General features: G+C 65.3%; 23 protein-coding genes. 7 read left to right on the top strand and 16 right to left on the bottom strand.

Translation table 11 applies throughout. The features are described from left to right. Position 1: 1 nt before the first annotated feature. From GA0061099_RS02200 to GA0061099_RS02210, 3 genes are all read right to left on the bottom strand, one after another. Positions 2-949 carry an oxygenase MpaB family protein gene (locus GA0061099_RS02200; protein WP_036025966.1) on the bottom strand — a complete coding sequence of 316 codons (948 nt, stop codon included), beginning with the start codon at positions 947-949 and terminating at the stop codon, positions 2-4. Between the two features lie 91 nt (positions 950-1,040). Continuing rightward, positions 1,041-2,186 carry a DUF3734 domain-containing protein gene (locus GA0061099_RS02205; RefSeq protein WP_036025933.1) on the bottom strand — a complete coding sequence of 382 codons (1,146 nt, stop codon included), beginning with the start codon at positions 2,184-2,186 and terminating at the stop codon, positions 1,041-1,043. 58 nt (positions 2,187-2,244) lie between these two features. After that, on the bottom strand, positions 2,245-3,069 hold the full coding sequence (locus GA0061099_RS02210; protein WP_074447564.1) for a 3-hydroxybutyrate dehydrogenase: 825 nt from the start codon (positions 3,067-3,069) through the stop codon (positions 2,245-2,247). Between the two features lie 180 nt (positions 3,070-3,249). Between GA0061099_RS02210 and GA0061099_RS02215 the strand changes: the two genes are divergently transcribed. Further along, on the top strand, positions 3,250-4,137 hold the full coding sequence (locus tag GA0061099_RS02215; protein WP_036025934.1) for a LysR family transcriptional regulator: 888 nt from the start codon (positions 3,250-3,252) through the stop codon (positions 4,135-4,137). 186 nt (positions 4,138-4,323) lie between these two features. Here GA0061099_RS02215 and GA0061099_RS02220 read toward each other — a convergent pair whose 3' ends face one another. Then, positions 4,324-5,040, bottom strand: a complete 717-nt coding sequence (locus GA0061099_RS02220; RefSeq protein ID WP_036025936.1) for a peroxiredoxin-like family protein — start codon at positions 5,038-5,040, stop codon at positions 4,324-4,326. A gap of 273 nt (positions 5,041-5,313) precedes the next feature. Here GA0061099_RS02220 and GA0061099_RS02225 point away from each other — a divergent pair, with 273 nt between their 5' ends. Both GA0061099_RS02225 and GA0061099_RS02230 read left to right on the top strand, forming a co-directional pair. Beyond that, a complete protein-coding gene (locus GA0061099_RS02225; protein ID WP_036025937.1) occupies positions 5,314-5,793 on the top strand; it encodes a cupin domain-containing protein in 480 nt (159 codons plus the stop codon). A gap of 212 nt (positions 5,794-6,005) precedes the next feature. After that, positions 6,006-7,208, top strand: coding sequence for an MFS transporter (locus tag GA0061099_RS02230; protein ID WP_036025970.1), 1,203 nt, complete (start codon positions 6,006-6,008; stop codon positions 7,206-7,208). On the opposite strand, the gene ccoS is transcribed toward GA0061099_RS02230, so the two are convergent. The 10 genes from ccoS to GA0061099_RS02280 all read right to left on the bottom strand — a co-directional run bounded on the left by ccoS (position 7,205) and on the right by GA0061099_RS02280 (position 16,732). Beyond that, the gene (gene ccoS, locus GA0061099_RS02235) at positions 7,205-7,372 is read right to left on the bottom strand and encodes a cbb3-type cytochrome oxidase assembly protein CcoS (RefSeq protein WP_008550618.1); all 168 of its coding nucleotides are present in this window, start codon (positions 7,370-7,372) and stop codon (positions 7,205-7,207) included. The genes GA0061099_RS02230 and ccoS overlap by 4 nt on opposite strands. Next, on the bottom strand, positions 7,372-9,561 hold the full coding sequence (locus GA0061099_RS02240; RefSeq protein WP_036025939.1) for a cation-translocating P-type ATPase: 2,190 nt from the start codon (positions 9,559-9,561) through the stop codon (positions 7,372-7,374). The genes ccoS and GA0061099_RS02240 overlap by 1 nt, the downstream gene beginning before the upstream one ends. A gap of 11 nt (positions 9,562-9,572) precedes the next feature. After that, positions 9,573-10,058, bottom strand: a complete 486-nt coding sequence (locus GA0061099_RS02245; protein ID WP_036025940.1) for a FixH family protein — start codon at positions 10,056-10,058, stop codon at positions 9,573-9,575. 15 nt (positions 10,059-10,073) lie between these two features. After that, complete coding sequence (ccoG, locus tag GA0061099_RS02250; protein WP_036025971.1) at positions 10,074-11,540, bottom strand: cytochrome c oxidase accessory protein CcoG; 1,467 nt, start codon at positions 11,538-11,540, stop codon at positions 10,074-10,076. 121 nt (positions 11,541-11,661) lie between these two features. Next, positions 11,662-12,537, bottom strand: coding sequence for a cytochrome-c oxidase, cbb3-type subunit III (gene ccoP, locus GA0061099_RS02255; RefSeq protein ID WP_036025941.1), 876 nt, complete (start codon positions 12,535-12,537; stop codon positions 11,662-11,664). Positions 12,538-12,543: 6 nt separating this feature from the next. Then, positions 12,544-12,708 carry a cbb3-type cytochrome oxidase subunit 3 gene (locus tag GA0061099_RS02260; RefSeq protein ID WP_025034779.1) on the bottom strand — a complete coding sequence of 55 codons (165 nt, stop codon included), beginning with the start codon at positions 12,706-12,708 and terminating at the stop codon, positions 12,544-12,546. 13 nt (positions 12,709-12,721) lie between these two features. Further along, the gene (ccoO, locus tag GA0061099_RS02265) at positions 12,722-13,456 is read right to left on the bottom strand and encodes a cytochrome-c oxidase, cbb3-type subunit II (protein WP_036025943.1); all 735 of its coding nucleotides are present in this window, start codon (positions 13,454-13,456) and stop codon (positions 12,722-12,724) included. Between the two features lie 12 nt (positions 13,457-13,468). Next, complete coding sequence (ccoN, locus tag GA0061099_RS02270) at positions 13,469-15,118, bottom strand: cytochrome-c oxidase, cbb3-type subunit I (protein ID WP_036025944.1); 1,650 nt, start codon at positions 15,116-15,118, stop codon at positions 13,469-13,471. A gap of 314 nt (positions 15,119-15,432) precedes the next feature. After that, the gene (locus GA0061099_RS02275; protein WP_036004405.1) at positions 15,433-15,858 is read right to left on the bottom strand and encodes a CBS domain-containing protein; all 426 of its coding nucleotides are present in this window, start codon (positions 15,856-15,858) and stop codon (positions 15,433-15,435) included. A 40-nt stretch (positions 15,859-15,898) separates the two neighbouring features. Next, positions 15,899-16,732 carry a universal stress protein gene (locus GA0061099_RS02280; RefSeq protein WP_036004402.1) on the bottom strand — a complete coding sequence of 278 codons (834 nt, stop codon included), beginning with the start codon at positions 16,730-16,732 and terminating at the stop codon, positions 15,899-15,901. Positions 16,733-16,949: 217 nt separating this feature from the next. On the opposite strand from GA0061099_RS02280, the gene fixL reads away from it, so the two are divergent. The 4 genes from fixL to GA0061099_RS02300 all read left to right on the top strand — a co-directional run bounded on the left by fixL (position 16,950) and on the right by GA0061099_RS02300 (position 20,350). Continuing rightward, complete coding sequence (fixL, locus tag GA0061099_RS02285; protein WP_074447512.1) at positions 16,950-18,467, top strand: sensor protein FixL; 1,518 nt, start codon at positions 16,950-16,952, stop codon at positions 18,465-18,467. 3 nt (positions 18,468-18,470) lie between these two features. Beyond that, complete coding sequence (gene fixJ, locus GA0061099_RS02290) at positions 18,471-19,088, top strand: response regulator FixJ (protein WP_036025946.1); 618 nt, start codon at positions 18,471-18,473, stop codon at positions 19,086-19,088. A 43-nt stretch (positions 19,089-19,131) separates the two neighbouring features. After that, complete coding sequence (locus GA0061099_RS02295) at positions 19,132-19,548, top strand: response regulator transcription factor (protein ID WP_036025947.1); 417 nt, start codon at positions 19,132-19,134, stop codon at positions 19,546-19,548. A gap of 103 nt (positions 19,549-19,651) precedes the next feature. Continuing rightward, positions 19,652-20,350 carry a helix-turn-helix domain-containing protein gene (locus GA0061099_RS02300; protein WP_036025973.1) on the top strand — a complete coding sequence of 233 codons (699 nt, stop codon included), beginning with the start codon at positions 19,652-19,654 and terminating at the stop codon, positions 20,348-20,350. A gap of 39 nt (positions 20,351-20,389) precedes the next feature. On the opposite strand, the gene GA0061099_RS02305 is transcribed toward GA0061099_RS02300, so the two are convergent. After that, positions 20,390-21,703, bottom strand: coding sequence for an MFS transporter (locus GA0061099_RS02305; RefSeq protein WP_036025948.1), 1,314 nt, complete (start codon positions 21,701-21,703; stop codon positions 20,390-20,392). Between the two features lie 23 nt (positions 21,704-21,726). Further along, a complete protein-coding gene (locus GA0061099_RS02310) occupies positions 21,727-22,248 on the bottom strand; it encodes a PRC-barrel domain-containing protein (protein ID WP_036025949.1) in 522 nt (173 codons plus the stop codon). Positions 22,249-22,263 lie beyond the last annotated feature (15 nt).

Here is a 22,263-nt window from a genome sequence, read left to right on the forward strand (position 1 = left end):
CCTATTTCCCGCGCACATCCATCTGCGGACGGCCGATCCAGGCGCGATTAAGACACCGCGTCATCCAGTCGGGCCGCGCTTCGCCCCGCAGCCGCGCCTGCGCTTCCTGGTAGGGACCGACATAGCGCAGCCGGCCAGGCAATTTCGGATAGACGCGCCGGATCCACCGCAGCGCGTGATCGGCGGATCGGATCGCACGCGCGTCGAGCTCGAAGCCGAAGCCTGCGCGCAAGCGCTCGGGCAGCATGCTCGCGGTGAGCGCGCAATACCAGCGCGGCGGCCGCAGCCACGGGCGCGCGCCGCTGAATATCTGCGCGGCGATCTCGCGGGCCGCAGGGCCAACGGTTAGCGTCTCCGACTGCGCCATTGCCTTGGTGTAGGCGACGAAGTCGGACCAGTCCGCCGGCAAATCATCCCCCTTTAATCCGAAGAGGGCGCCGTACAGCCTGGCCTCGCTCCAATAGCGATCGCGCTCCTCCGCCGAGAGTGGCGGCAGCACCAGATCATGTGCCATGAGCGCGGTCTCGACCAGCGTGGCGTGGACCCAGCGCAGCGCGGGGATGTCGTTGGCGCAGTAGCGCGAGCCGGCCGCGAACGGCCCCACGGTCTCGGGCATCTCGCCGACGATCATGCTGTGACGCCGATGCAGCTGCCGGGACGACAGCAGCGCCCGGTCCAGCGAGCCGAACACCATCGTAAAGACGATGTCGAAGGTGCGATGGAAGCGGCCGATCGGATCAGCGAGGGTACGCGAATGCTCGGCGATCGCCGCCGCCACCCAGGGATGGGCCAGTTGCAGCAGCAGCGCACGGCCGGCGCCGAGAAAGAGCACGGCCTCCCGGTCGATCTGCCAGGTCAGTGAGGCCGGACCGAATACGCCCGCGACCGGTCCCGCCGCGTTGGCACGCAGCGTATCGAGCGACTCCTCCAGATCTTTCTCAGCGACCAATTGCAAGCCTCGCGACGAAGATACGGCGACCATACTCCGGACCGCGCGCCTGCAAAATCGTCGTCGTGCGAGGCTATGACGGACAGAGCCCTCACTCCGCCGCCATCGGCATCTCGTCCATATGCTCGTGCAGCACGACGCCGGCGAGCGGATCGAATTCGCCGATCCAGGGCTTGCGCGCCAGCACCGATTTCGTGTGCGCATAGCCGGCGTGCCAGCGCCGCGTGATCCCGGACGGACTGAAGTCGATATCCTTGGTATGGGTCTCGTGCTCGAGCTGCGGCGCCAGCAGACGCACCACATGCATGCGGGTCGGGCAGCCGTAGCTCGTCAGTTCCCTCACCGCGGGATCGTTGCGCTCGCTCTCGGGCAGCCGCGCCGCGAGCTGGTTAATGACGTGGCGCAGACGATGGGCCTGCTGCTGTCGCACGATCTGGCTGGCGATGCGGCTGGAATATTGCACGTCCTTGTGCCGGTTCAGCACCTCCGCCATCGTGGTCGGCTCCGGCCCGACCGGATTCCACAGATGCACGGAGAAGATCAGCGAGTTCCTGCGTGGATTGTCGTCGAACACGGCTTCGGTCGGCGTGTTCGACAGGATGCCGCCGTCCCAATAGAGCTCGCCGTCGATGCGCACGGCGGGGAAAGCCGGCGGCAGCGCGCCCGAAGCCATCACATGCTTCACCGTCAGCTCGCCGTCGCGGCTGTCGAAATAGCGCATTTCGCTGGTGCCGACATGAGCCGCACCGACCGTCAGACGCGGCGCGCAGCGGTTGGCGAGATCAAAATCGACGAGCTCGCTCAGCGTCTTCTCCAGCGGCGCGGTCGAATAATAGCCGGCGTAATCGGCGCCCAGCGGATAGGAATCGCCGGCATGGGCCAGCGGATTGGGCCGGAAGAAACCGGCAATGCCGTGGGTCACGGTCGACCAATAGGCCAGCTTCTCGTTGAAGCCGGGAAACGCGGCTCGCCAGTCCCAGACCGGCTTCTGCTCCATCCGCTTCCAGAACTCCCGCAAGCGCGCGAGCCGGTGCTCGGGCGCGTTGCCGGCGATGAGGCTTGCATTGATGGCGCCGATCGAGGTGCCGATGATCCAGTCCGGCTCGATGCCGGCTTCGTGCAAGGCCTGGTAGACCCCGGCCTGGTACGAGCCGAGCGCGCCGCCGCCCTGAAGCACGAGCACGACCTGACCCGGCAGGTCGTGCTGCTTATGCTGAGAATTGTCCTGCGTGCCCATGTCTCGCTCCTGGTGAGCTTGCACTGTTCGAGTATTCGACTTGCTGCGCCGGCCCATGTCAATGCGCGGTCCAACCGCCGTCGACCGGCAGCGCAACGCCGGTGATCGAGGCCGCCGCGTCCGTCGACAGGAACACCGCGAGTGCGCCGAGCTCCTCGACCGCAACAAAGCGCTTGTTCGGCTGTTGCGCCAGCAGCACGTCGCGGATCACCTGATCGCGGGAGATGCCATGGGCCTTGGCCTGGCCGTCGATCTGCGCCTCGACCAGCGGCGTATGGACATAACCAGGGCAGATTGCGTTGCAGGTGATGCCCTGCTCCGCCGTCTCCAGCGCCGTCACCTTGGTGAGGCCGACGATGCCATGCTTGGCGGTGACATAGGCTGCCTTGAACGGCGAACCGACCAGGCCGTGCGTGGAGGCAATGTTGATGATCCGACCGAAACCGTGCTGCCGCATTGCCGGCAAGGCCAACCGCGTGGTGTGGAAGGCCGAGGACAGGTTGATTGCGAGGATCTGGTCCCACTTCTCGACCGGAAACTGGTCGAGCGGCGCGACATGCTGGATGCCGGCGTTGTTGACCAGGATGTCCAGCCGGCCGGATTGGGCCACCGTCGCCGCGATCATCTCGGCGATCGATTTCGGCCTCGTCATGTCCGCCGGCGAATAGCTGGCCTTGACGCCGAACTCGGCGGCGATCTGCTCGCGCGTCCGGCCGATCTCGCTGGCGACACCAAGGCCATTGAGCACGATGTCGGCGCCCGAGGCGGCGAGGGCCCGCGCGATACCGAGACCGATGCCGCTGGTCGACCCGGTGACAAGCGCCACCTTGCCGGCAAGCACGCGTGATGAAGCGGACGTCTGCGTCTTGATGGGAATATTCATGATCCAGACCTCTTCTCGGCGCGACACCGCGCCAGCCTGGAGCGAAATGTGCGGGATCTCCGGGATCTGCGGAAATGCCGGTTGGCTTCCGAGTCGATACGTCCGCGCTATCGCAGGCGGGATGTCATTTTTCGCCCTGATCGGCTAGATTTCCGGTCGATTTTTGCTGGGAGCCGATCCATGGAAATGCACCAGGTCCGCTATTTCCTCGCGGTGGCGCAGCTCTTGAACTTCACGCGCGCGGCCGAGGAATGCAACGTCACGCAGCCCTCGCTGACGCGAGCGATCAAGCAGCTCGAGGCCGAGCTGGGCGGCGACCTGTTCCGCCGCGAACGCCCCGCCGCGCAATTGACTGAGCTCGGCCAGCGCATGCATCCACTCCTGAAGCAGTGCTATGACGCGGCCATCGGCGCGCGCTCGCTCGCCTCCTCGTTCAGGAGCGGAGAGATCGGTGCGCTCCGCATTGCGCTGACGCATTCGATCGACCTCGCTTTGCTGATTCCGCATCTCAACGAGATCAAGCGGCAGTTCAACCGGCTCGAATTCCGCTTTCTCCGCGGCTCGGGCCGGGAGGTCGGCGACTTCCTGAAGAAGGGCGAAGCCGAGCTCGGCATTGCTGCCGAGATCGACGAGGCCTGGGACCGGCTGGATGTCTGGCCGCTGTTCACCGAGAGCTTCGAGCTCGTCGTCGGCGACGGGCATCGGCTGGCCGGCCGCAGCTCGGTCGAACTGGACGATCTGCGATCAGAGCAGCTGCTGAGCCGAACCTTTTGCGAGCACGCGCGCCGCATCTCCGCGAGCCTGCGCGAGCACGGCATCGACATCGAACAGGGCCATGAGGTCTCGAACGAGCGCGACTTGATCGAGCTGGTCGAGGCCGAGATGGGCATCGCCATGGTGCCGCACACCTCGCCAGTGCCGGAGCGGCTGACCCGCGCCGCAGTCACGGGGCTGGACGCCCGCCGCACCGTCAATCTCTATGGGGTCGCCGGCCGGCAACGCACCGCCGTGGGCAACGCCGTGATGCGCATGCTGCGCGGCGCCGACTGGCGCGAGATCGCGGGGTAGTCTTTACAGTGTCGACCGCCCTTCCCCTCTCCCCCTGAGGGAGAGGGTGGCTCGCCGCATAGCGGCGAGACGGGTGAGGGGTATCTCTCCGCGACTCCAATCCTCATTTGTGATTGCGGAGGTACCCCCCTCATCCGGCGCTTCGCGCCACCTTCTCCCACAAGGGGGGAAGGAAGAAAGCGTAGCTCAATTCTCCTGGCTCGCGCGCTCCAGCGCTTCGATCAGATCGTCAATCTCCATGCGCTTGCGGAAATCCGGATCGACAAAGCGGGCTTTCACGATGCCGTCGCGTCCGACCAGGAACACGGCCGGGATCGGCAGCATCCAGCCGTCATTGCCGTGGAATTTCGCCATGTCCTGATAGGACAACAATTGCTGGATCTCGGCACCTAACCAGATCGCGAGGTCGAGCGACAGCGCATAGCCGTTGTCGAGATCCGTCAGGATCGGAAACGGCGCGCCGGATTCGGCCTTGAGCTGCCCGGTATATTCCTGCGTCTCCGGCACGATCGCGACGACCTGCGCCCCCATCGCCTTGATGCGGTCCAGCGCCTGGACCACGGCGCGGACATTGAGCCGGCAATAGGGACACCAATGGCCGCGGAAGAACATCACCGCGACGGGGCCTCCCTCCAGCAGCGAGGGCAGCGACACGAGACGGCCACCCTCGTCGGGCAGCATGAACGGCGGCATCGGGTCGCCCGGCCGCGGCGCGGTCTCGCCGCCGCCGTTGTCGCTCAATCGCGCGACCAGGCGATCGACCGCCTCGCCATAGGCCGGAAAGACCTCGCGGCTGGCATCGGCATAGGCGCGGAGCTGTTCGTTCAGCGTGGTGTCCATGTCGCGGCAGCGCTGGAACGCGAGCCTGAGCTGTTCGGCATCGGCTGGCGAGAGAGACGTCATCTTCCTGCTCCGGCTTCCTTGCGGGCGAATATTAGTTTCCCGGTTCGCCCGCCCGCAAGGGGCGACCGCAATCGGGCGTGCTGGCATCGGACGCCGGATGCTGCGAAAGCGGAAATGCCGATGCCCAATCGGTTCGATAGCTGCCGCCTATCGGCATAGCGCGGGGCTATCGCATCGAAAGCAAGCCGGCATTTCAACATGGAAAAGGTCTCGACGAAGCTCCTGCCATAGCCCGCGGCCATCAGGGCTCGCGGCCAACAGAGGAGACTTTCCATGTCTAGCCATCTCACAATGTCGCGCGTGGTTTGGACAGGCGTTGCCGTTCTCGGCGCGCTGACATTTGCGACGCCGGTTTTCGCCGGCGAATGTCCGGCCGGCAAGACCAAGCCGAATGCGCAGCCGATGGTCGACTACAAGCCTGTCGGCGTTACCGACGTGACGCTCGGCGCGATCGATCTCGGCAAGCAGCCCGCCCGTATTGAGGGCCGCGAGCTGCGCTTCCGCAAGCTGACCATCGAGCCCGGCGGCATCGTGCCCTGGCACAGCCATGACGACCGTCCGGCCCTGATCTTCGTGCAGCAGGGCGAGATCGTCGAATACGCCTCCAACTGCGTCGACCCGATCGTGCACAAGGCCGGCGACATCCGCCCCGAAGTCCACGGCACCTCGCACTGGTGGAAGAACATCGGCAAGGAGACCGTCATTCTCTATGTCGGCGACGTCCGCAAGGATCCCAACGACCGCCATATGTAATTCCGTGCGGCCATCCTTCGAGACGCCCGCTTCAGGCGGGCTCCTCAGGATGAGGACGGAGTGTGCGGCAGCAGCCTCGGCGGCCACGATGTCGCTTAGCCTCATCCTGAGGAGACCGCCACCGGGTCCGCGCAGAGCGCGGCCCGATGACAGGCTCCGCGGTCGTCTCGAAGGACGAGGCGCGCGCTCGGGGCATGAGGGAGCGCAACGACATGACCGATCTTTCCGCATCGATCAAACCGATCGCGACGACGATGAATGCGCATTCCCCTGGCTTCGCGTTTCGCTCGCTCGTGATCGGCCTCACCGCATTCCTGACGGTCGTCGATCTCTTCGCGACGCAGGCGATCCTGCCCTCGCTGACACGGCACTACGGCGTCACACCCGCGGCAATGGGCTTTGCCGTCAATGCCAGCACCTTCGGCATGGCCGCAGCCAGCCTCGTCGTCGGCTTCTTCAGCCCGCGCATCGACCGGCGAACGGGCATCCTGCTCAGCCTGGCCCTGCTTGCGGTCCCCACCAGCCTGCTTGCTGTCGCGCCCAATCTTGCCGTCTTCACCGCGTTGCGGGTCGCGCAGGGCCTGAGCATGGCGTCCGCCTTCGCGCTCACCCTCGCCTATCTCGGCGAGCAATGCAGCGCCATGGACGCCGGCGGCGCCTTTGCCGCCTACATCACCGGCAATGTCGCCAGCAACCTCGTCGGCCGGCTGATCTCGGCCGCATTGGCCGATGGCCTCGGCCTCGCCTGGAACTTCTACTTCTTCGCGGCGCTCAATCTTACCGGCGCAGCGCTGGTCTATTTCACCGTCAACCGCGTGCGGCCGATGCATGCGATGATGCCGGCGGCTGCGCCGCTCGCCGCCACCATCGCGCATTGGCGCAATCCGCAGCTGCGCGCCTCTTTCGGCATCGGCTTCTGCATCCTGTTCGCCTTCATCGGTACCTTCACCTACGTCAATTTCGTGCTGGTGCGGCCGCCGCTGTCGCTCGGCATGATGGATCTCGGCCTCGTCTATTTCGTCTTCCTGCCGTCGATCGTCACGACGCTTCTGGCCGGCAGGGTGGCGGCGCGGCTGGGAACGCGGCCCACGATCTGGGGCGCGCTCGCTGTTGCCGGGCTCGGCCTGCCCTTGATGCTGTCGCCGCGTCTGGGCGAAGTGCTCGCCGGCATGGTCCTGGTCGGGGTCGGCACATTCTTCGCACAGGCCGCCGCGACGGGTTTCGTCGGACAGGCCGCAGCCGACAATCGCGGCATCGCCAGCGGGACCTATCTTACGTGTTACTTCTGCGGCGGACTGGTCGGCACCGCCGTGCTTGGGCGCCTGTTCGACGCTTTCGGATGGCAGGCGTGCGTATTCGGCGTGGGCGCGGCGCTCGCTGCCGCAGCCCTGCTTACATTCGCCCTGAAACGCTAGCGCTTGGCCGGCGCTTCCTGCGGCGGCTCGTCGTCGGCGATCGCGCGCCAGGCGGCGCCGTCGAGATCGTCGTACTGGCCGCTCCTGAGCGACCACAGGAAAGCGACGAGACCGGCACCTCCGAGCATCAATGCTAGCGGGACCAGGATGACCAGTATCTCCATTACACGATCTCCCGCGAGGCGCTGCGGGCGCGCAGCGAGTTCAGCATCACCAGGATCGACGATCCGCTCATGGCGGCAGCGGCGATCAGGGGCGTCACGACGCCGCTGATCGCAACCGGCACCGCGAGCACATTGTAGCCGATCGCAAGCCAGAGGTTCTGCCGCATCAAATGCAGCGCCTTGCGCGAGGCGTCGATGGCGGCAACCACCGGCGCCAGCGGCCGGCCGAGGAAGACGAGATCGGCGGTGGCCTGGCTGAGATGCGCGGCCGAGATCGGCGACATCGAGACATGGGCCGCCGCGAGCGATGGCGCATCGTTCATGCCGTCGCCGACCATCAGCACTTTCGCACCGCGCCGTTTCAGCTCCTCGATCCGCGCGATCTTGTCGGCCGGGGTGACGCCGGCGCGCCACTCGGGGATGTCGAGCGATTGGGCCGCGGCCTTCACGGCCGGCTCGCGATCGCCGGACAGGATCTCGATGCCGATGTTGCGCGCCTTCAGAGCCGCGATCACCGCCTTGGCATCGGGTCGCAGGCCCTGGCGAACCGAGAGGATGAATTTTTCGCTGCCCTTGCTGAACGCGACGATGGAAGCTTCGGGATCGACCAAGGCGCTGGCGACCAGCGCCTCGGCACCGCAGAAGGAGGGACGGCCGAGGCGAAGCTCGAGGCCGTCGACGGTCGCACGGACACCCTGCCCGGCCTCCTCCACCGCACTGAGGATCGGAGACTTCGCACCGGCAGCTTGCGCGACGGCGGCAGCCACCGGGTGATGGCTCGACAGTGCGAGCCGGCCGGCGAGTTCGAAGACATCGGCGGGAATGTCGGCGGCATTCATCACTTCGAGCTCGGGCAGCGTCAGCGTGCCGGTCTTGTCAAAGATCACATGGTCGGCTTCAGCCAGCCGCTCGATCGCATCGCCCGCATTGAGCAGCACACCGGCCTTGAACATCGCGCCCGAGGCCACCGTCTGCACCGTCGGGATCGCAAGCCCTAGGGCGCAGGGACAGGTGATGATCAGCACGGCGACGCCGGTCACGATCGCATCGTGCCAGCTCGCACCGGCGAGGACCCATCCGAGAATGGTCAGGAGCGCGGTCGCATGCACCACCGGCGCATAGAGCCGCGAGGCCCGATCGGCGAGGCGCATGTAGCGCGAGCGCGCCTGGAGCGCGTTGTCGAGCAGCCGCGTGATCTCGGCGAGTAGCGTCGCCTCGGAGGCCGCCGAGACCCGCACCCGCAAGCTGCCGGAGATGTTCATCGATCCCGCATAAACCGGCGTGCCCTGCTCGGCCGTGACATAGAGCGTCTCGCCGGTGATCAGGCTCTGGTCGATCTCGGAACGCCCTTCGATCACGGTGCCGTCGACCGCGCAGCGCTCGCCGGGCCGGAGCAGCACGATGTCGCCCGGGTTGATCGCCGCAACCGGCACCTGCGAGATCTCGTCGGGCCCGATGAACTTCGCCGCCGTCTCCGCCTTCAGCGCGGCGAGATTGCCGGCGACCGCGCGGGTCCGCCGCCGCATGTTCTGGTCGAGGAAGCGGCCGACCAGGAGGAAGGTCAGCAGCATGATCGCGGCGTCGAAATAGGCATGCTCGGCGTGGTGGATGGTCTCGACCACGGACATGCCGAGCGCCAGGATCACGCCGATCGAAATCGGCACATCCATGTTGGTGGTCTTGGCCGACAGAGCGCGCCAGGCCGAGCGAAAGAACGGCTGGCCGGCATAGGCCGCCGCCGGCAGCGCGATCAGCGCCGACAGCCAGTGGAAGAAATCGCGCTGCTCCGGCAGCATGTCCGAGACGTTGCCGGACCACACTGGGATCGACAGCATCATCACGTTCATGGTGGCGAACGCGGCGACCCCGAGGCAGCGCAGCAGGAAGCGGGATTCGGCGACCTCGGCCACTTCCGCACTCTCGGTCTCGAACGGATAGGCCTTGTAGCCGAGCTCTTCGAGCCGGTCGATGAAACGGCCGGGGTCGAGCGTGCCCGCCTTCCATTCCAGCGCGACGCGGCGGTCGGTGAGGTTGACGCGCGCCAGGGTGACGTCGGGGATGGCCGAGAGCCCGCGCTCGATCTTGGCCATGCAGCCGGCGCAGTGGACGCCCTCGACGGCGAGATCGATGTGACGGAGGCCCTCGCCCGCATCGCGGACGTAGTGAGAGAAATCGCGCGTGACCTGCATGACGGAATCCTTCAGTTCAGGATCACGCGGTTGCGCGACATGAACACGCGCGTCCCCCGCGCCTCACCCTCGATCACCAGGTCCCATTGGCCCGGCGCGACGGACACCGCATTGCCGCGATAGAGGCCGATGCCGGATTCGCTGAGCTCGACGGCGAGGTCGGCGCGCTTGTCGGTCGGCCGCTCCAGCCGGCCGCCGAACTTCAGCCCGGAGATCGGCTGGCCGCCGGCGTCGCGGGCCTCGACCTGGACCGAGGCGCCGCCATCGTTGCGGCGCTCGACATGGGCGTTGACCTTCCACTTCCGCGCGGCCTGGTCCTGCGCCGCCGAGATCTCGCGATCGTAGACGAGGCCCGCGGCATAGGGGCTGTCGACGTCGGTGCCGGGCAGCGTTGCGATGGCGAGCTTCATCATGGTGGCATTGACGCCGATCACGAGGCCGAAGAAAGCGACCAGCATCAGGAAAACCTTGGTTCCGGTCAGCGGCTTGGATGACATGGTGGTCTCCTGATCTTACGGCGCGACAAAATTGTCGGTGGCGCTCGCGGCGACGCCGAGCCCGATGTCCATGACGTGGAAGCGGACCGGAATCGATTTCTCCGGATTGTTTTCGGCCGGCGCGGTGACCAGCAGCCGCAGCTCGCTGGTCGCATCGCGCGGGATCACGATGATCGGACGGTCCGGCGTGACCGAATCGATGCCGACGACGTGCATCGTGGGGTTCACGGGCCCCTCGACGTCGATCGCGATGACGCGGTCGTAGCCGCTCTTGTTCAGCAGCCGCACCGTATAGGCGTTGCGGATCGAGCCGTCGCTCAGCTTGACCGCGACCGGGTTGCGGTCGTGCAGCACGTTGACGTCGAGCAGGCTGCGGGTCGCCAGCGTATAGATCATGAAGCCGCCGACGGCCGCGATAATGGCACTATAGACGACGGTGCGAGGCCGAACGATCCGGTAGATCGGCGCCTTGCCTGCCTGGCGGCGATGGATGTTGATGTCGTTGTCGTAGCCGATCAGCCGCTTCGGCCGGCCGATCTTTGTCATCACGTTGTCGCATGCGTCGATGCAGAGGCCGCACTGGATGCATTCCATCTGCGGCCCGTTGCGGATGTCGATGCCGGTCGGGCAGACCGCGACGCATTGGTAGCAGTCGACGCAATCGCCGACCTGCTGGCCGAGGGCGCGCAGCTCGGCGGCCTTTTTCACCGAGGTGCGCTTCTCGCCGCGGTCATAGCGATAGGTGACGTTGAGCGCCCATTCGTCGGTGAGTGCGGCCTGAATGCGCGGCCACGGACACATATAGGTGCAGACCTGCTCGCGCATGAAGCCGGCGAGCAGATAGGTCGTCGCGGTGAGGATGCCGATCCAGATATAGGCGAGCATCGGCCCCTGGAAGGTGACGAGCTCCTTCACCAGGGTCGGCGCGTCGTTGAAATAGAGCACCCAGGCGCCGCCGGTCCACCAGGCGATCATGAGCCAGATCGAATGCTTGAGCACGATCTCGGAGATGCGCTCCAGCTTCATCGGATCGGACGATTTGTCCTTCTTCATCCGCTCGCGCCGGTCGCCCTCGATCAGGCGTTCGACCGCGTAGAACAGGTCGGTCCACACCGTCTGCGGACAGAGATAGCCGCACCAGATCCGCCCGCCGATGGAGTTCATCAGGAACAGCGCCACCGCGGCGACGATCAACAGGCCCGTGAAGTAATAGACCTCCTGCGGCCACAGCTCGATGAAGAAGAAATAGAAGCGGCTGTTGGGAAGATCGATCAGCACCGCCTGGCTCGGCGCACCGAGACCGCGATTCCAGCGCACGAAGGGCAGGAAGTAGTAGACGCCGAGGCAGAATGCCATCAGGCCCCATTTGATCCGGCGGAAAGTACCGGAGACGCTCTGGGGATAGACCTTTTTGCGGGCCGCATAGAGCGGCCCGACGTCGTCCGCGGGCTTCAGTTCGTTCGGATTGACGGTCTTGTTCATCGCCTCGAGCTTCTTCAAAGGTGCGATTGAACCTAGACCCGGCACCGCCGCGCAGGTTGATCCAACGCAAACGGGGGCGCTTTTCTTCACCCCCGCCGGAAGTCGTCGGTCGCGGATCGGCCTATTTGCCGCCGCCGAGCGAGTGGACGTAGACCGCCATCGCCTTGATGGTGGCGGGATCGAGCCGGCCTTCCCAGGCCGGCATCACGCCGGCGCGGCCCTGGCCGATGGTCTCGATCAGGCTCGCCTCGTCGGAGCCGTAGAGCCAGATCTTGTCGGTCAGATCAGGTGCGCCCATCTCCTGGTTGCCCTTGCCGGCGTCGCCGTGGCAGGCGGCGCAATTCTCCGCGAAGATCTTCTGGCCCTTGGCGGCGTCATAGCCGTTGCGGGTCGACAGGCCCGACAGCGACCGCACGTAATTGGCGGCGGTGACGATCTCGTCGCCCTTCAGCACGCCATCCTTGCCGAAGGCGAGCATCTGCCCCTCATGGGTCTTGGCATGGCCCGACCGCACGCCGAACTGGATGGTCTGCATGATCTGGTCGAGCGAGCCGCCCCACAGCCATTCGTCGTCGTTCAGGTTGGGATAGCCCTTGGACCCCGTCGCACCCGTGCCGTGGCACGGCGCGCAATTGTCGCCGAACACCGTCTTGCCCTTGGCGCGCGCAAGCGCGAGCAGAGCCGGATCCTTCTGGATGTCGGCGAGCGAGGCCGTGCCCAGCGCCGCCATCTTGTCACCCCGGATCTTTTCGAGGTTGGCGAGCTCGACCGCGACGTCGGCGCGCGAGGAATAGCCGAACAGGCCGGTGGTGTTGCTTTGGATCAGCGGCCAGGCCGGATAGACGATCCAGTAGCCGATCGACCAGACGATGGTGAGATAGAAGGTGATCACCCACCACCGCGGCAGCGGCGTGTTGAGCTCCTTGATGCCGTCCCACTCGTGTCCGGTCGTGGACTTGCCGGAGACGGAATCGATGTCGCTAGAATGATCGGTCATGGTTTCTCACTCCTCCCGCAAGGGCAGGTGCGCTGCCTTGTCGAACGCAGCCTTGTTACGGGGCCAAAATGCGTAGGCGATGATCGCGAGAAAGATCGCGACGAACACCGGTGTCCAGATCGTCGTCACGAGATCGGACGCAAGATTATGGACGGTCAGGATGGCTTTCATCGTTCATGCCTTCTCAGCGAAGATTGGCTTTCTCGTTGTAGATCTTGAAGTCGACCAGCGTACCGAGCATCTGCAGGTACGCGACCAGCGCGTCCATCTCGGTCGGCGTGCCGGTCTTTCCGTCGAAATTGCGTACGACGGCCTTGGCGTAGCGCTTGGTGAAGGCGTCGGTGCCGGCATTGTCCGGATCGGCCTGGGCCTTCAGGTCGGCGGCGGCATTGGCGAGTTGCTCGTCGCTATAGGGGACGCCGACGGTCCTGAGGGTGCGCATGTCGCCGGCGATCGCATCCGGGTCGATCTCGGCCTTGCTGAGAAACGGATAGCCGGGCATCACGGACTGCGGCACGATCGCGCGCGGGTTGGCCAGATGGGTGACGTGCCACTCGTCGGAATATTTGGCGCCGACACGGGCGAGATCCGGGCCTGTGCGCTTGGAGCCCCACTGGAACGGGTGATCGTACATGCTCTCGGCGGCGAGCGAGAAATGGCCGTAGCGCTCGACCTCGTCGCGCAAGGGCCGGACCATCTGCGAATGGCAGAGATAGCAGCCCTCGCGGACATAGACATTGCGCCCCGCCAGCTCCAGCGGCGTGTAGGGCCTGACCCCATCGACCTTCTCGATCGTGCTCTTGAGGTAGAACAGCGGAGTGATCTCAACGAGACCACCGACCGCGACCACCAGCAGGATGCCGACAATCAGGATGATCGAGTTCTTTTCGAAGATTTGGTGACGTGTCCAGAACGACATTGCTTGAGCTCCTCATTCCGCCGGCTGAAGAGCGACGGGCATCTGGACTTCCTGTTCGCCGACGCGAACCGTCATCCAGAGATTGTAGGCCATGATCAGCGAGCCGATCAGGAACAGGCCGCCGCCTGCGGCGCGGATGATGTAGAAGGGATGCATCGCCTCGACGGTCTCGATGAAGGAATATTCGAGGAAGCCGAGCGAGGTGTAGGCGCGCCACATCAGGCCTTGCAGGATGCCGGAGACCCACATCGCCGAGATGTAGAGGACGATGCCAAGGGTGGCGACCCAGAAGTGCCAGTTGACGAGCTTGAGGCTGTAGAGGCCCTTGCGATTCCAGGCCCACGGCACCAGGCAGTACAGCGCGCCGAAGGAGACGAAGCCGACCCAGCCGAGCGCGCCGGAATGCACGTGGCCGATGGTCCAGTCGGTGTAGTGGCTGAGCGAATTGACCACCTTGATCGACATCATCGGGCCTTCGAAGGTTGACATGCCGTAGAAGGCGACGGAGACCACGAGCATGCGCAGCACGGGATCGGTGCGCAGCTTGTCCCAGGCGCCCGACAGCGTCATCAGGCCGTTGATCATGCCGCCCCAGGAGGGCATCCACAGCATGATCGAGAAGGTCATGCCGAGCGTCTGCGTCCAGTCCGGCAGCGCCGTGTAGTGCAGATGGTGGGGACCTGCCCAGATGTAGAGGAAGATCAGCGCCCAGAAGTGGATGATCGAGAGCCGGTAGGAATAGATCGGCCGCTCGGCACGCTTCGGGATGAAGTAGTACATGATGGCGAGGAAGCCGGCGGTCAGGAAGAAGCCGACCGCGTTGTGGCCGTACCACCACTGGAACATGGCGTCCTGGATGCCGCCCCAGGCGACGTAGGACTTCGAACCGAACACCGAAACGGGCAGCGCCGGGTTGTTGCCGAGATGCAGCACCGCGATCGTCACGATGAAGGCGAGATAGAACCAGTTCGCAACGAAGATGTGCGGCTCCTTGCGCTTGAAGATGGTGGCAAGGAAGACGAGCAGATAGACGACCCAGACGATCGTCAGCCACAGATCGGCGTACCATTCCGGCTCGGCATATTCCTTCGACTGGGTGACGCCGAGCAGATAGCCGGTGCCGGCGATCAGGATGAAGAAGTTGTAGCCGAGCACGACGAACCACGGCGCGAGGTCACCGGCAAGGCGCGCGCGGCAGGACTTCTGCACGACATAGAACGAGGTTGCGATCAAGACGTTGCCGCCGAAGGCGAAGATCACGGCGGAGGTGTGCAGCGGACGCAGGCGGCCGAAGCTGATCCAGGGCAGATCGAAGTTCAGCGCGGGCCAGGCCAGCTGCGAGGCGATGATGAGGCCGACGAGGAATCCGGCAATGCCCCAGAACATCGCCATGAAGGCCGAGAACTTGATCGGCCCCATGCTGTAGTTCGGGCGGCCGTTGATCTCCTGGGCCGGCAGCGCCGCCGGCCGCTCGAAGTAGCGGTTGACGATGAAGAACACCGCAGCGAGGCTCGCCGCCGCGCTGAGCGCAGCGTGGAACGCGAAGGGCGCATCGAGCGCCTTGGCCGAGGCGATCACGCAGAGGAAAGCGGTGACTGCGAATACGACAGCCAAGCCGCTTTCACCGAAGGTCATGGATTTTGAGATGGAGGGCTGGCTCATGCGGATTCTCTCTGAAAGAACACGCTGCCAGAAACCACATCCACCCTCGCGGCGAATTGATTGAAATCAAGATAGATGGATTTCTGTTAATGTGAGCCGATGCAGTGCCAGTTGAAATGCCCTCTCCCCTTGTGGGAGAGGGCAGCGAGAAAGGTGCGGCAAACTCACTTGGGTGAGGGGTTGGTTCCGCACGAAAAGTTTTTTCGTTGAAGCGGACCCCTCATTCGGCGCTTCGCGCCACCTTCTCCCGCAAGGGGAAGAAAGATAGATAACCTCCGTGAAATCACGGAGGTTGGAACAGAAGGATCCAGACGTCACTCCCGCGCCGTCGCCTTGAGCGCCGCAATGACGTCCTCGCGCGCGATGATGCCGGCGAGCTTCTGCGCGCCGTCGAGCACGATGATGCTCCTGATGCGGTGCTCGACCATGATCTGGAGCACGCGCGTCAGCCGCGTGTCGGGGCTGACATAGATGAACTCGGGCGTCATGACGTCGCCGATCTTGCGGCTCATCAGGTCGTCGTAGCGCGGCAACATCTGGCTCGGCGTAAAGGCGAAGCACTTCAGGATGTCGAACTTGGTCACGATGCCGACCACCTGCCCGTCGTCTTCGACCGGATAGGAATTGAAATCGTCGGTCTCGAACATCTCGCTGAGCTGGAACAAATCGAGGCCGCGCTGCACCGTCTTGACGTTGCGCGTCATGTAGCCGTCGACGGTCTGTTCAAGAAATTGGTACACGGCGCGTCCTCCTCGATTCCTCCAACTGGCCAGCCGATGGTCAGTGCGACAGCAGCACGCTGCGGACGGTTTGCGTCACCAGATATTGGGTGACGCCTCCGAGGATCAGTTCGCGAAATCTCGAATGACCATAGGCGCCCGCGACGATCAGGCCCGCGCCGGTGTCGCCGGCGACTTTCTCCAACCGCGCAGCAGGGGTTTCGTTTCCTGCGGCCTCGAGAACCCGCGCAGTCGCGGTGATGCCGTGGCGGCCGAGCCAGGCGGCAACGTCGCTGACACCGGCCATCACGGCCGAACGTTCGTCGCCCCGCTCCGGGATTTCCACGATGGTGACGTCCTTCGCCTTGTGCAGCATCGGCAGCGCGCCCGCCACCGCCCGCCGCGCTTCCGGCGTGTCCTTCCACGCCACCAGCACGCTGCGCAGGTCGAGCCAGTTGGCCCGGTCGGGAACGACGAGCAGCGGGCGGCCGGTCTGCATCACCAGGTCCTTGGGACTCGCCAGCGAGAAAGCATCGGAGAAGGCCGGGCTCTGCCCGCCGCTGACGACGATGTCGGCGCAACGCGCCTGCGCCGTGACGAAGCGGGCCGGATAATCCATCGCGCTGCGCCACTCCGCATGCCCACCGCGATTCTTCACGGCGGCGCGGAATTGCGCTTCGAGCCCGGCCAGCCGCCGCTTGATCGAAGCTTCGCCCTCGTCGATCAGCGCTTGCGCCTCTGCGCCGTCGGTGAAATAGAGCGGCGGGACGAACTGCGCCGCAGCGACCCCGACGATGGCCGCCTCGAATCGTTCGGCGAGCTCGCCTGCGACCTGAAGACGCGCTTCGTTGGGCTGATCGAGCGCCAGGCTGACCATGACGGTGGCGTATGTCATCGGGGATCTCCAGCATTACAGAATTTTTTGAATCCTAGACCTGCTGCCGCGCAACAGGCTGAGCTAGATCAAATCGAGGTCTCTGGCTGCCCACTCTCCCGGAATGGGGAGTCCGGCAGTGGATTCAACGTCCACGCTTGCCTCCGGCCGAGCCTTGGGCGACATTGCCGAAGCGGTAACGGCATCCTGCCGGTCCGCCGAGAATAGGAGCAGAACCTTGGCGCCGACCCGCGGGAACCATCCGGCAGACGATGGTCGGGGCGAGCATTTCCGAGTCCGCATCGAGGGATTCGGGGTCGGCACCTGGGACCTCGACCTGCAGACTCGCGAGCTCGACTGGTCGGACACGGCCAGGCGACTGTTCGGCCTGCAGCCGGACCGGGCCGTCAGCTACGATCTCTTTCTTTCCCTGTTGGAGCCGGGCGATCGGGACCACCTCCTGAAGGCGATCGGGCGCACATCGGAAGGTGGCGGGGGCCTCGACTTGTCCTTCAAGGTCAGCGGCGCGTCCGGAAACGGCCAATGGATCCGGGCCAGGGCCGGCGTGATCCGGGACGATGCGGGCATGCCGCGTCATCTCAGCGGGATATTCCTGGACATCAACGAGGAGAAGCAGCTCGAAGAGGCCCTGCGGTCCCAGGAGAATCATCTTCGCTCGATTCTCGAAACGGTGCCCGATGCCATGATCGTCATCGATTCACGCGGCATCATGCAGCTCTTCAGCAGCGCGGCGGAGCGGCTGTTCGGCTACAGCAAGCAGGAAGCGATCGGCCGGAACGTGAGCATTCTCATGCCGGAGCCCGATCAGTCGCGTCACGACAGCTATCTCACGCGCTATCTCAGGACCAATGATCCGCACATCATCGGCATCGGCCGGATCGTGACGGGCAAACGCCGCGACGGCACGACCTTCCCGATGCACCTGTCCGTCGGGAAGACGCAACGCGCGGGCGAGCCCCATTTCACCGGCTTCGTCCGCGACCTCACCGAGCACCAGCAGACCCAGGCGCGGCTCCAGGAGCTGCAATCCGAGCTCGTGCACGTGTCGCGGCTGACCGCGATGGGCGAGATGGCTTCCGCGCTCGCCCACGAGCTCAACCAGCCGCTGGCGGCGATCAGCAATTACATGAAGGGATCGCGGCGCCTCCTCGCCGGCAGCACCGATCCCAACATGCCGAAGGTCGAAAGCGCGCTGGACCGCGCGGCGGAACAGGCATTGCGCGCCGGCCAGATCATCCGCCGCCTGCGCGACTTCGTCTCCCGCGGCGAATCCGAGAAGCGGGTCGAGAGCCTGTCCAAGCTTATCGAGGAAGCCGGCGCGCTCGGGCTCGCCGGCGCGCGCGAGCAGAACGTGCAGCTCCGCTTCAGCCTCGATCCCGACGCCGACCTCGTTCTCGCCGACCGGGTGCAGATTCAGCAGGTGCTGGTCAACCTGTTTCGCAACGCGCTCGAGGCGATGGCGCAGTCGCAGCGGCGCGAGCTCGTTGTCGCCAACACCCGTGTCGCCGACGGCATGATCGAGGTGGAGGTCTCCGACACCGGCATCGGCTTCCGGGAAGACATCATTCCAAACCTGTTCCAGACCTTCTTCACCACCAAGGACACCGGCATGGGCGTGGGACTCTCCATCAGCCGCTCGATCATCGAGGCCCATGGCGGCCGCATGTGGGCCGAGAGCAACGCAGCGGGCGGAGCGACGTTCCGCTTCACCCTGCCGGCAACCGACGAGAGCTGATCCATGACGACCAAGGGAAATGTTTACGTCATCGACGACGACGCGGCGATGCGGGACTCGCTGAACTTCCTGCTGGATTCCGCCGGCTTCGCCGTCACTTTGTTCGACGACGCGCTCGCCTTTCTCGAAGCCCTGCCCGGCCTCGGTTTCGGCTGCATCGTCTCCGACGTGCGCATGCCCGGCCTCGACGGCATCGAGCTCTTGAAGCGGATGAAGGCGCAGCAAAGCCCGTTTCCGATCGTGATCATGACCGGTCACGGCGACGTGCCGCTGGCGGTCGAGGCGATGAAGCTCGGGGCGGTCGACTTCCTGGAAAAACCATTCGATGACGACCGTCTCACTGCCATGATCGAGTCGGCGCTCCGCCAGGCCGAGCCCGCCGCCAGGAACGAAGCCGTCGCGCAGGACATCGCTGCCCGCGTCGCATCCTTGAGCCCGCGGGAGCGCCAGGTCATGGAGGGGCTGGTCGCGGGCCTCTCCAATAAGCTGATCGCCCGCGAATACGACATCAGCCCGCGGACCATCGAAGTCTACCGGGCCAACGTCATGACCAAGATGCAGGCGAGCAGCCTTTCGGAACTGGTTCGCCTCGCGATGCGCGCCGGCATGCTCAACGATTGAGGCAGGTCAAGGCGGCTTCACGGGGCCATGCTAGCCAGACAGCATGGTTGATGTCAGCCCACATGGTGCGCGGCCATCGTCCTCCCCACAACCCACCGTCTTTGTGGTCGATGATGATGCCGCAGTCCTCGGATCCCTGCGTTTTCTGTTGGAAACCGACGGCTTCGCCGTGCGGACCTTCAGGAGCGGCACGGCGCTGCTCAATCTTGGCGCCGCCCCCGGGCCGGACTGCTACGTCATCGACTACAAGATGCCCGACATCAACGGCATCGATTTGACCGGCCGGCTTCGCAAATCCCACCGCGACGCGCCCGTGATCCTGATCACCGGCTATCCCGACGAGAACATCTCGGCCCGGGCCGCGATGGCGGGCATCAAGGACGTGGTTTTGAAGCCGCTTCTGGATGAAAACCTCGTCAAGTGCATCCGCCACGCGATCAAGGACCGCCCCCGCGCCTGACCTACGGGATTCTACGTAAGGCACCCCCCTTAAGATATCTCGCTAAATTTTCGAGGCACCCGATACCACGTAGGAAAGCGTCATCACAACGGAGATGGCGCAGATGCTGACCCAGACGCTCAACACCCCGGCGATCAACACCCAAATCGGTGGCAAGATTGCCCCTGCCCACCCTGTTACCGACCAGTTCGGCGCGATCGTGGGCCATGTCGGTCTGGTCGCCACCGAGTTCTCCTACGGCAAGGACGAGGAGATCTATGGCGAGGAGGAGGCGGCCGAATATGTCTATCAGGTCGTCACCGGCGCAGTACGCAGCTACAAGCTTCTCTCCGACGGCCGCCGCCAGATCGGCGCCTTCCATCTTCCCGGCGACGTCTTCGGCCTCGAATCCGGTCCCGCTCACCGCCTCGCCGCTGAAGCCATCATCGACACCAGCGTTCGCCTCGTGAAGCGCGCCAGCCTGGAAAAGGCCGCCGGCACCGACGTGCAGGTCGCCCGCAAGCTCTGGGCCATGACCGCCGGCGAGCTGCGCCACGCTGAGGACCACATGCTGCTGCTGGGCCGCAAGACTGCGATGGAGCGCGTCGCGACCTTCCTGCTCGAAATGGACCGCCGCCTCGCCGTCGCCGGCATGATGGCGCTGCCGATGTGCCGCCGCGACATCGGCGACTATCTCGGCCTCACGCTGGAGACCGTGTCGCGCGCGCTGTCGCAGCTTCACGCTCAGGGCATCCTCGGTTTCTCCGGTGCCCGCCAGATCGTGCTGCGCAACCGCCAGCGCCTGCACAATCTCGACGCCTGATGCTTCTTCCTCCCCCCACTTTGGCCGGCTGAATTCGTTTCAGTCGGCCACTTCTTTGGTGGCGGTCAGACCCGTGCGCCGCGTCTCCGGCATCACAAAGAAGATCAGCAGGAGCCCCGCTGCGGCAACGCCGGACAGCCCGATGAATGCGGTGGCATTGCCGAACTTGTCGCTGACATAGCCGCCAAGCACCGTGCTCAGCGACGCGCCGACGCCCGTTGCGGTGCCGACGATCCCCTGCGCCAGGTTGAAATGCCCGCTGCCGAACGCGACGTCGGCGACGATCAGCGGGATCATCACCGCGAAGACCGCCGCGGTGATGCCGTCGAACACCTGCACCAGCACCAACAGATACGGATCGCGCACGGTCGCAAACAACAGGCCGCGAATCGCCAGAGCACCGAATCCGATCAGCAGCAGCGGGCGCCGGCCCCACGCTTGCGCCTTGCGCCCCACCGTCGGCGACAGCAGCGCCACGATCGCTTGCGGAACGACGATGCAAAAGGCGACGAGCACGGTCGCCCATTGGCTCGATCGCGCCGTCACCGCGCTCGCCATCAGCGGCATCATCGCGGCGTTCGCGAGCTGCAGCAGCAGCACGCTGAGCGCGAACACGATGAGCGGGCGCTGCCGGATCAGGTGCCAGATATTGGGATCGCCGCGGTCGGCGGCTTCAGGCGGCAGCTCGCCGTGACAGCGCCTGATGTCGACCTCGTTCTCGCGGATGCGCGACAGAGCGATCAGGGTTGGAATCACGAGCAGGAAGGTGACCAGGAAGACCGAGCGGCTCGATAACAGGTAGCCCGCGGTGCCCATCACCGCCGCCGCGACGCCGTTGCCGAGCGAGGCGAAGCGCGCGTTGCGCCCGAGCCGCTCGCCGATCGCGAGCGGACCGACGAGGCCGAGGCTGATCGCGGCGATCGCCGGCCCGAGCACGCAGCTCGCCATCGCATGCAGCGTGGCGGCGGTCACCACGACGGCGAAGATCGGCATCGCCGCATAGGCCAGCGCGCAGGCGCCGATGGTCGCGATCGCGAGGGCAGCGACGAGGCGCTCCGATTTCGCGGCATCGATGATCGCGCCGCCCGGCATCTGGCCGATCAGGGCGACGATGCCGCCGATCGACAGCACGAACCCGATCTCGACCTGGGTCCATTTCTGCGTCGTCAGATAGACCGCGATGAAGGGACCGAATCCGGTCTGCACGTCGGCGAGGAAGAAGATGAACCAGTCGAGGCCGCGCAGGCTCTGGCGCGACGGCGCCGGAATGCCCGCAGCCGCCGGCTCCGCGACGTTGTCCTGCTCGACGACGCCGCCGCGATCTGCATGATTCGGCTTCCTCGACAACAGCACGGGCGGTCAGCCCTCCCTGCACCTCACTGAATCGCTTGCAGCGGCTGAAGGCTGCCGGACGCGCCGAGCACGACGATCGGCGTGTCCTCCTTGTATTCCGGTGCGGCCGCGACCTGCGCCTTGGTCAATTCCAGCGTGATGCTGTCCTTCTTGTTGGCGATCTTGCCGAAGCGCAGCGCGTTCCAGTCGACGACGATCTTGCGGCTGCCGACGCCGAGGAAGCCGCCGAAATCGATCGCCGCAGCGCGGACATGGCCGGTGCGATCGACGATGACGTCGACGATGCGACCCATGTCCTCGCCGGCGGCGCTGCGAACGTCGCGGCCGAGAACGCCGTGGGCCTCGCTCGCGCCGATGATGGTCACCGATGGCGGCGGCGCGGCGTCCTTGGGCGTGACGGGCACCGTGGAAGCCGGCGGTTGCACATTTGCCGGTGCCTTTGCCTCGCTCGGGGATGCAGGCGGCTCCTCGGCCGCGCGCGATTCGGCGACCGTCAAGCCCGCGACGATCGCCACGCCCAAGACCAACCTTCCGATCGCACGCATGACCTCCTCCTCGCG

Origin of the sequence: Bradyrhizobium yuanmingense, from assembly GCF_900094575.1 — a bacterium.
Taxonomy (GTDB): Bacteria; Pseudomonadota; Alphaproteobacteria; order Rhizobiales; family Xanthobacteraceae; genus Bradyrhizobium; species Bradyrhizobium yuanmingense.

Bases quoted from the DNA above. Each gene is read 5' to 3' on its own strand.
- GA0061099_RS02205 (WP_036025933.1), bottom strand. From the start codon at position 2,186: ATGGGCACGCAGGACAATTCTCAGCATAAGCAGCACGACCTGCCGGGT.
- GA0061099_RS02215 (WP_036025934.1), top strand. From the start codon at position 3,250: ATGGAAATGCACCAGGTCCGCTATTTCCTCGCGGTGGCGCAGCTCTTG.
- GA0061099_RS02240 (WP_036025939.1), bottom strand. From the start codon at position 9,561: ATGCAGGTCACGCGCGATTTCTCTCACTACGTCCGCGATGCGGGCGAG.
- ccoG (WP_036025971.1), bottom strand. From the start codon at position 11,540: ATGAACAAGACCGTCAATCCGAACGAACTGAAGCCCGCGGACGACGTC.
- ccoP (WP_036025941.1), bottom strand. From the start codon at position 12,537: ATGACCGATCATTCTAGCGACATCGATTCCGTCTCCGGCAAGTCCACG.
- GA0061099_RS02295 (WP_036025947.1), top strand. From the start codon at position 19,132: ATGGTTGATGTCAGCCCACATGGTGCGCGGCCATCGTCCTCCCCACAA.
- GA0061099_RS02260 (WP_025034779.1), bottom strand. From the start codon at position 12,708: ATGAAAGCCATCCTGACCGTCCATAATCTTGCGTCCGATCTCGTGACG.
- GA0061099_RS02300 (WP_036025973.1), top strand. From the start codon at position 19,652: ATGCTGACCCAGACGCTCAACACCCCGGCGATCAACACCCAAATCGGT.
- fixJ (WP_036025946.1), top strand. From the start codon at position 18,471: ATGACGACCAAGGGAAATGTTTACGTCATCGACGACGACGCGGCGATG.
- ccoN (WP_036025944.1), bottom strand. From the start codon at position 15,118: ATGAGCCAGCCCTCCATCTCAAAATCCATGACCTTCGGTGAAAGCGGC.
- GA0061099_RS02245 (WP_036025940.1), bottom strand. From the start codon at position 10,058: ATGTCATCCAAGCCGCTGACCGGAACCAAGGTTTTCCTGATGCTGGTC.
- GA0061099_RS02230 (WP_036025970.1), top strand. From the start codon at position 6,006: ATGACCGATCTTTCCGCATCGATCAAACCGATCGCGACGACGATGAAT.
- ccoO (WP_036025943.1), bottom strand. From the start codon at position 13,456: ATGTCGTTCTGGACACGTCACCAAATCTTCGAAAAGAACTCGATCATC.
- GA0061099_RS02225 (WP_036025937.1), top strand. From the start codon at position 5,314: ATGTCTAGCCATCTCACAATGTCGCGCGTGGTTTGGACAGGCGTTGCC.
- GA0061099_RS02280 (WP_036004402.1), bottom strand. From the start codon at position 16,732: ATGACATACGCCACCGTCATGGTCAGCCTGGCGCTCGATCAGCCCAAC.
- GA0061099_RS02220 (WP_036025936.1), bottom strand. From the start codon at position 5,040: ATGACGTCTCTCTCGCCAGCCGATGCCGAACAGCTCAGGCTCGCGTTC.
- GA0061099_RS02210 (WP_074447564.1), bottom strand. From the start codon at position 3,069: ATGAATATTCCCATCAAGACGCAGACGTCCGCTTCATCACGCGTGCTT.
- ccoS (WP_008550618.1), bottom strand. From the start codon at position 7,372: ATGGAGATACTGGTCATCCTGGTCCCGCTAGCATTGATGCTCGGAGGT.
- GA0061099_RS02310 (WP_036025949.1), bottom strand. From the start codon at position 22,248: ATGCGTGCGATCGGAAGGTTGGTCTTGGGCGTGGCGATCGTCGCGGGC.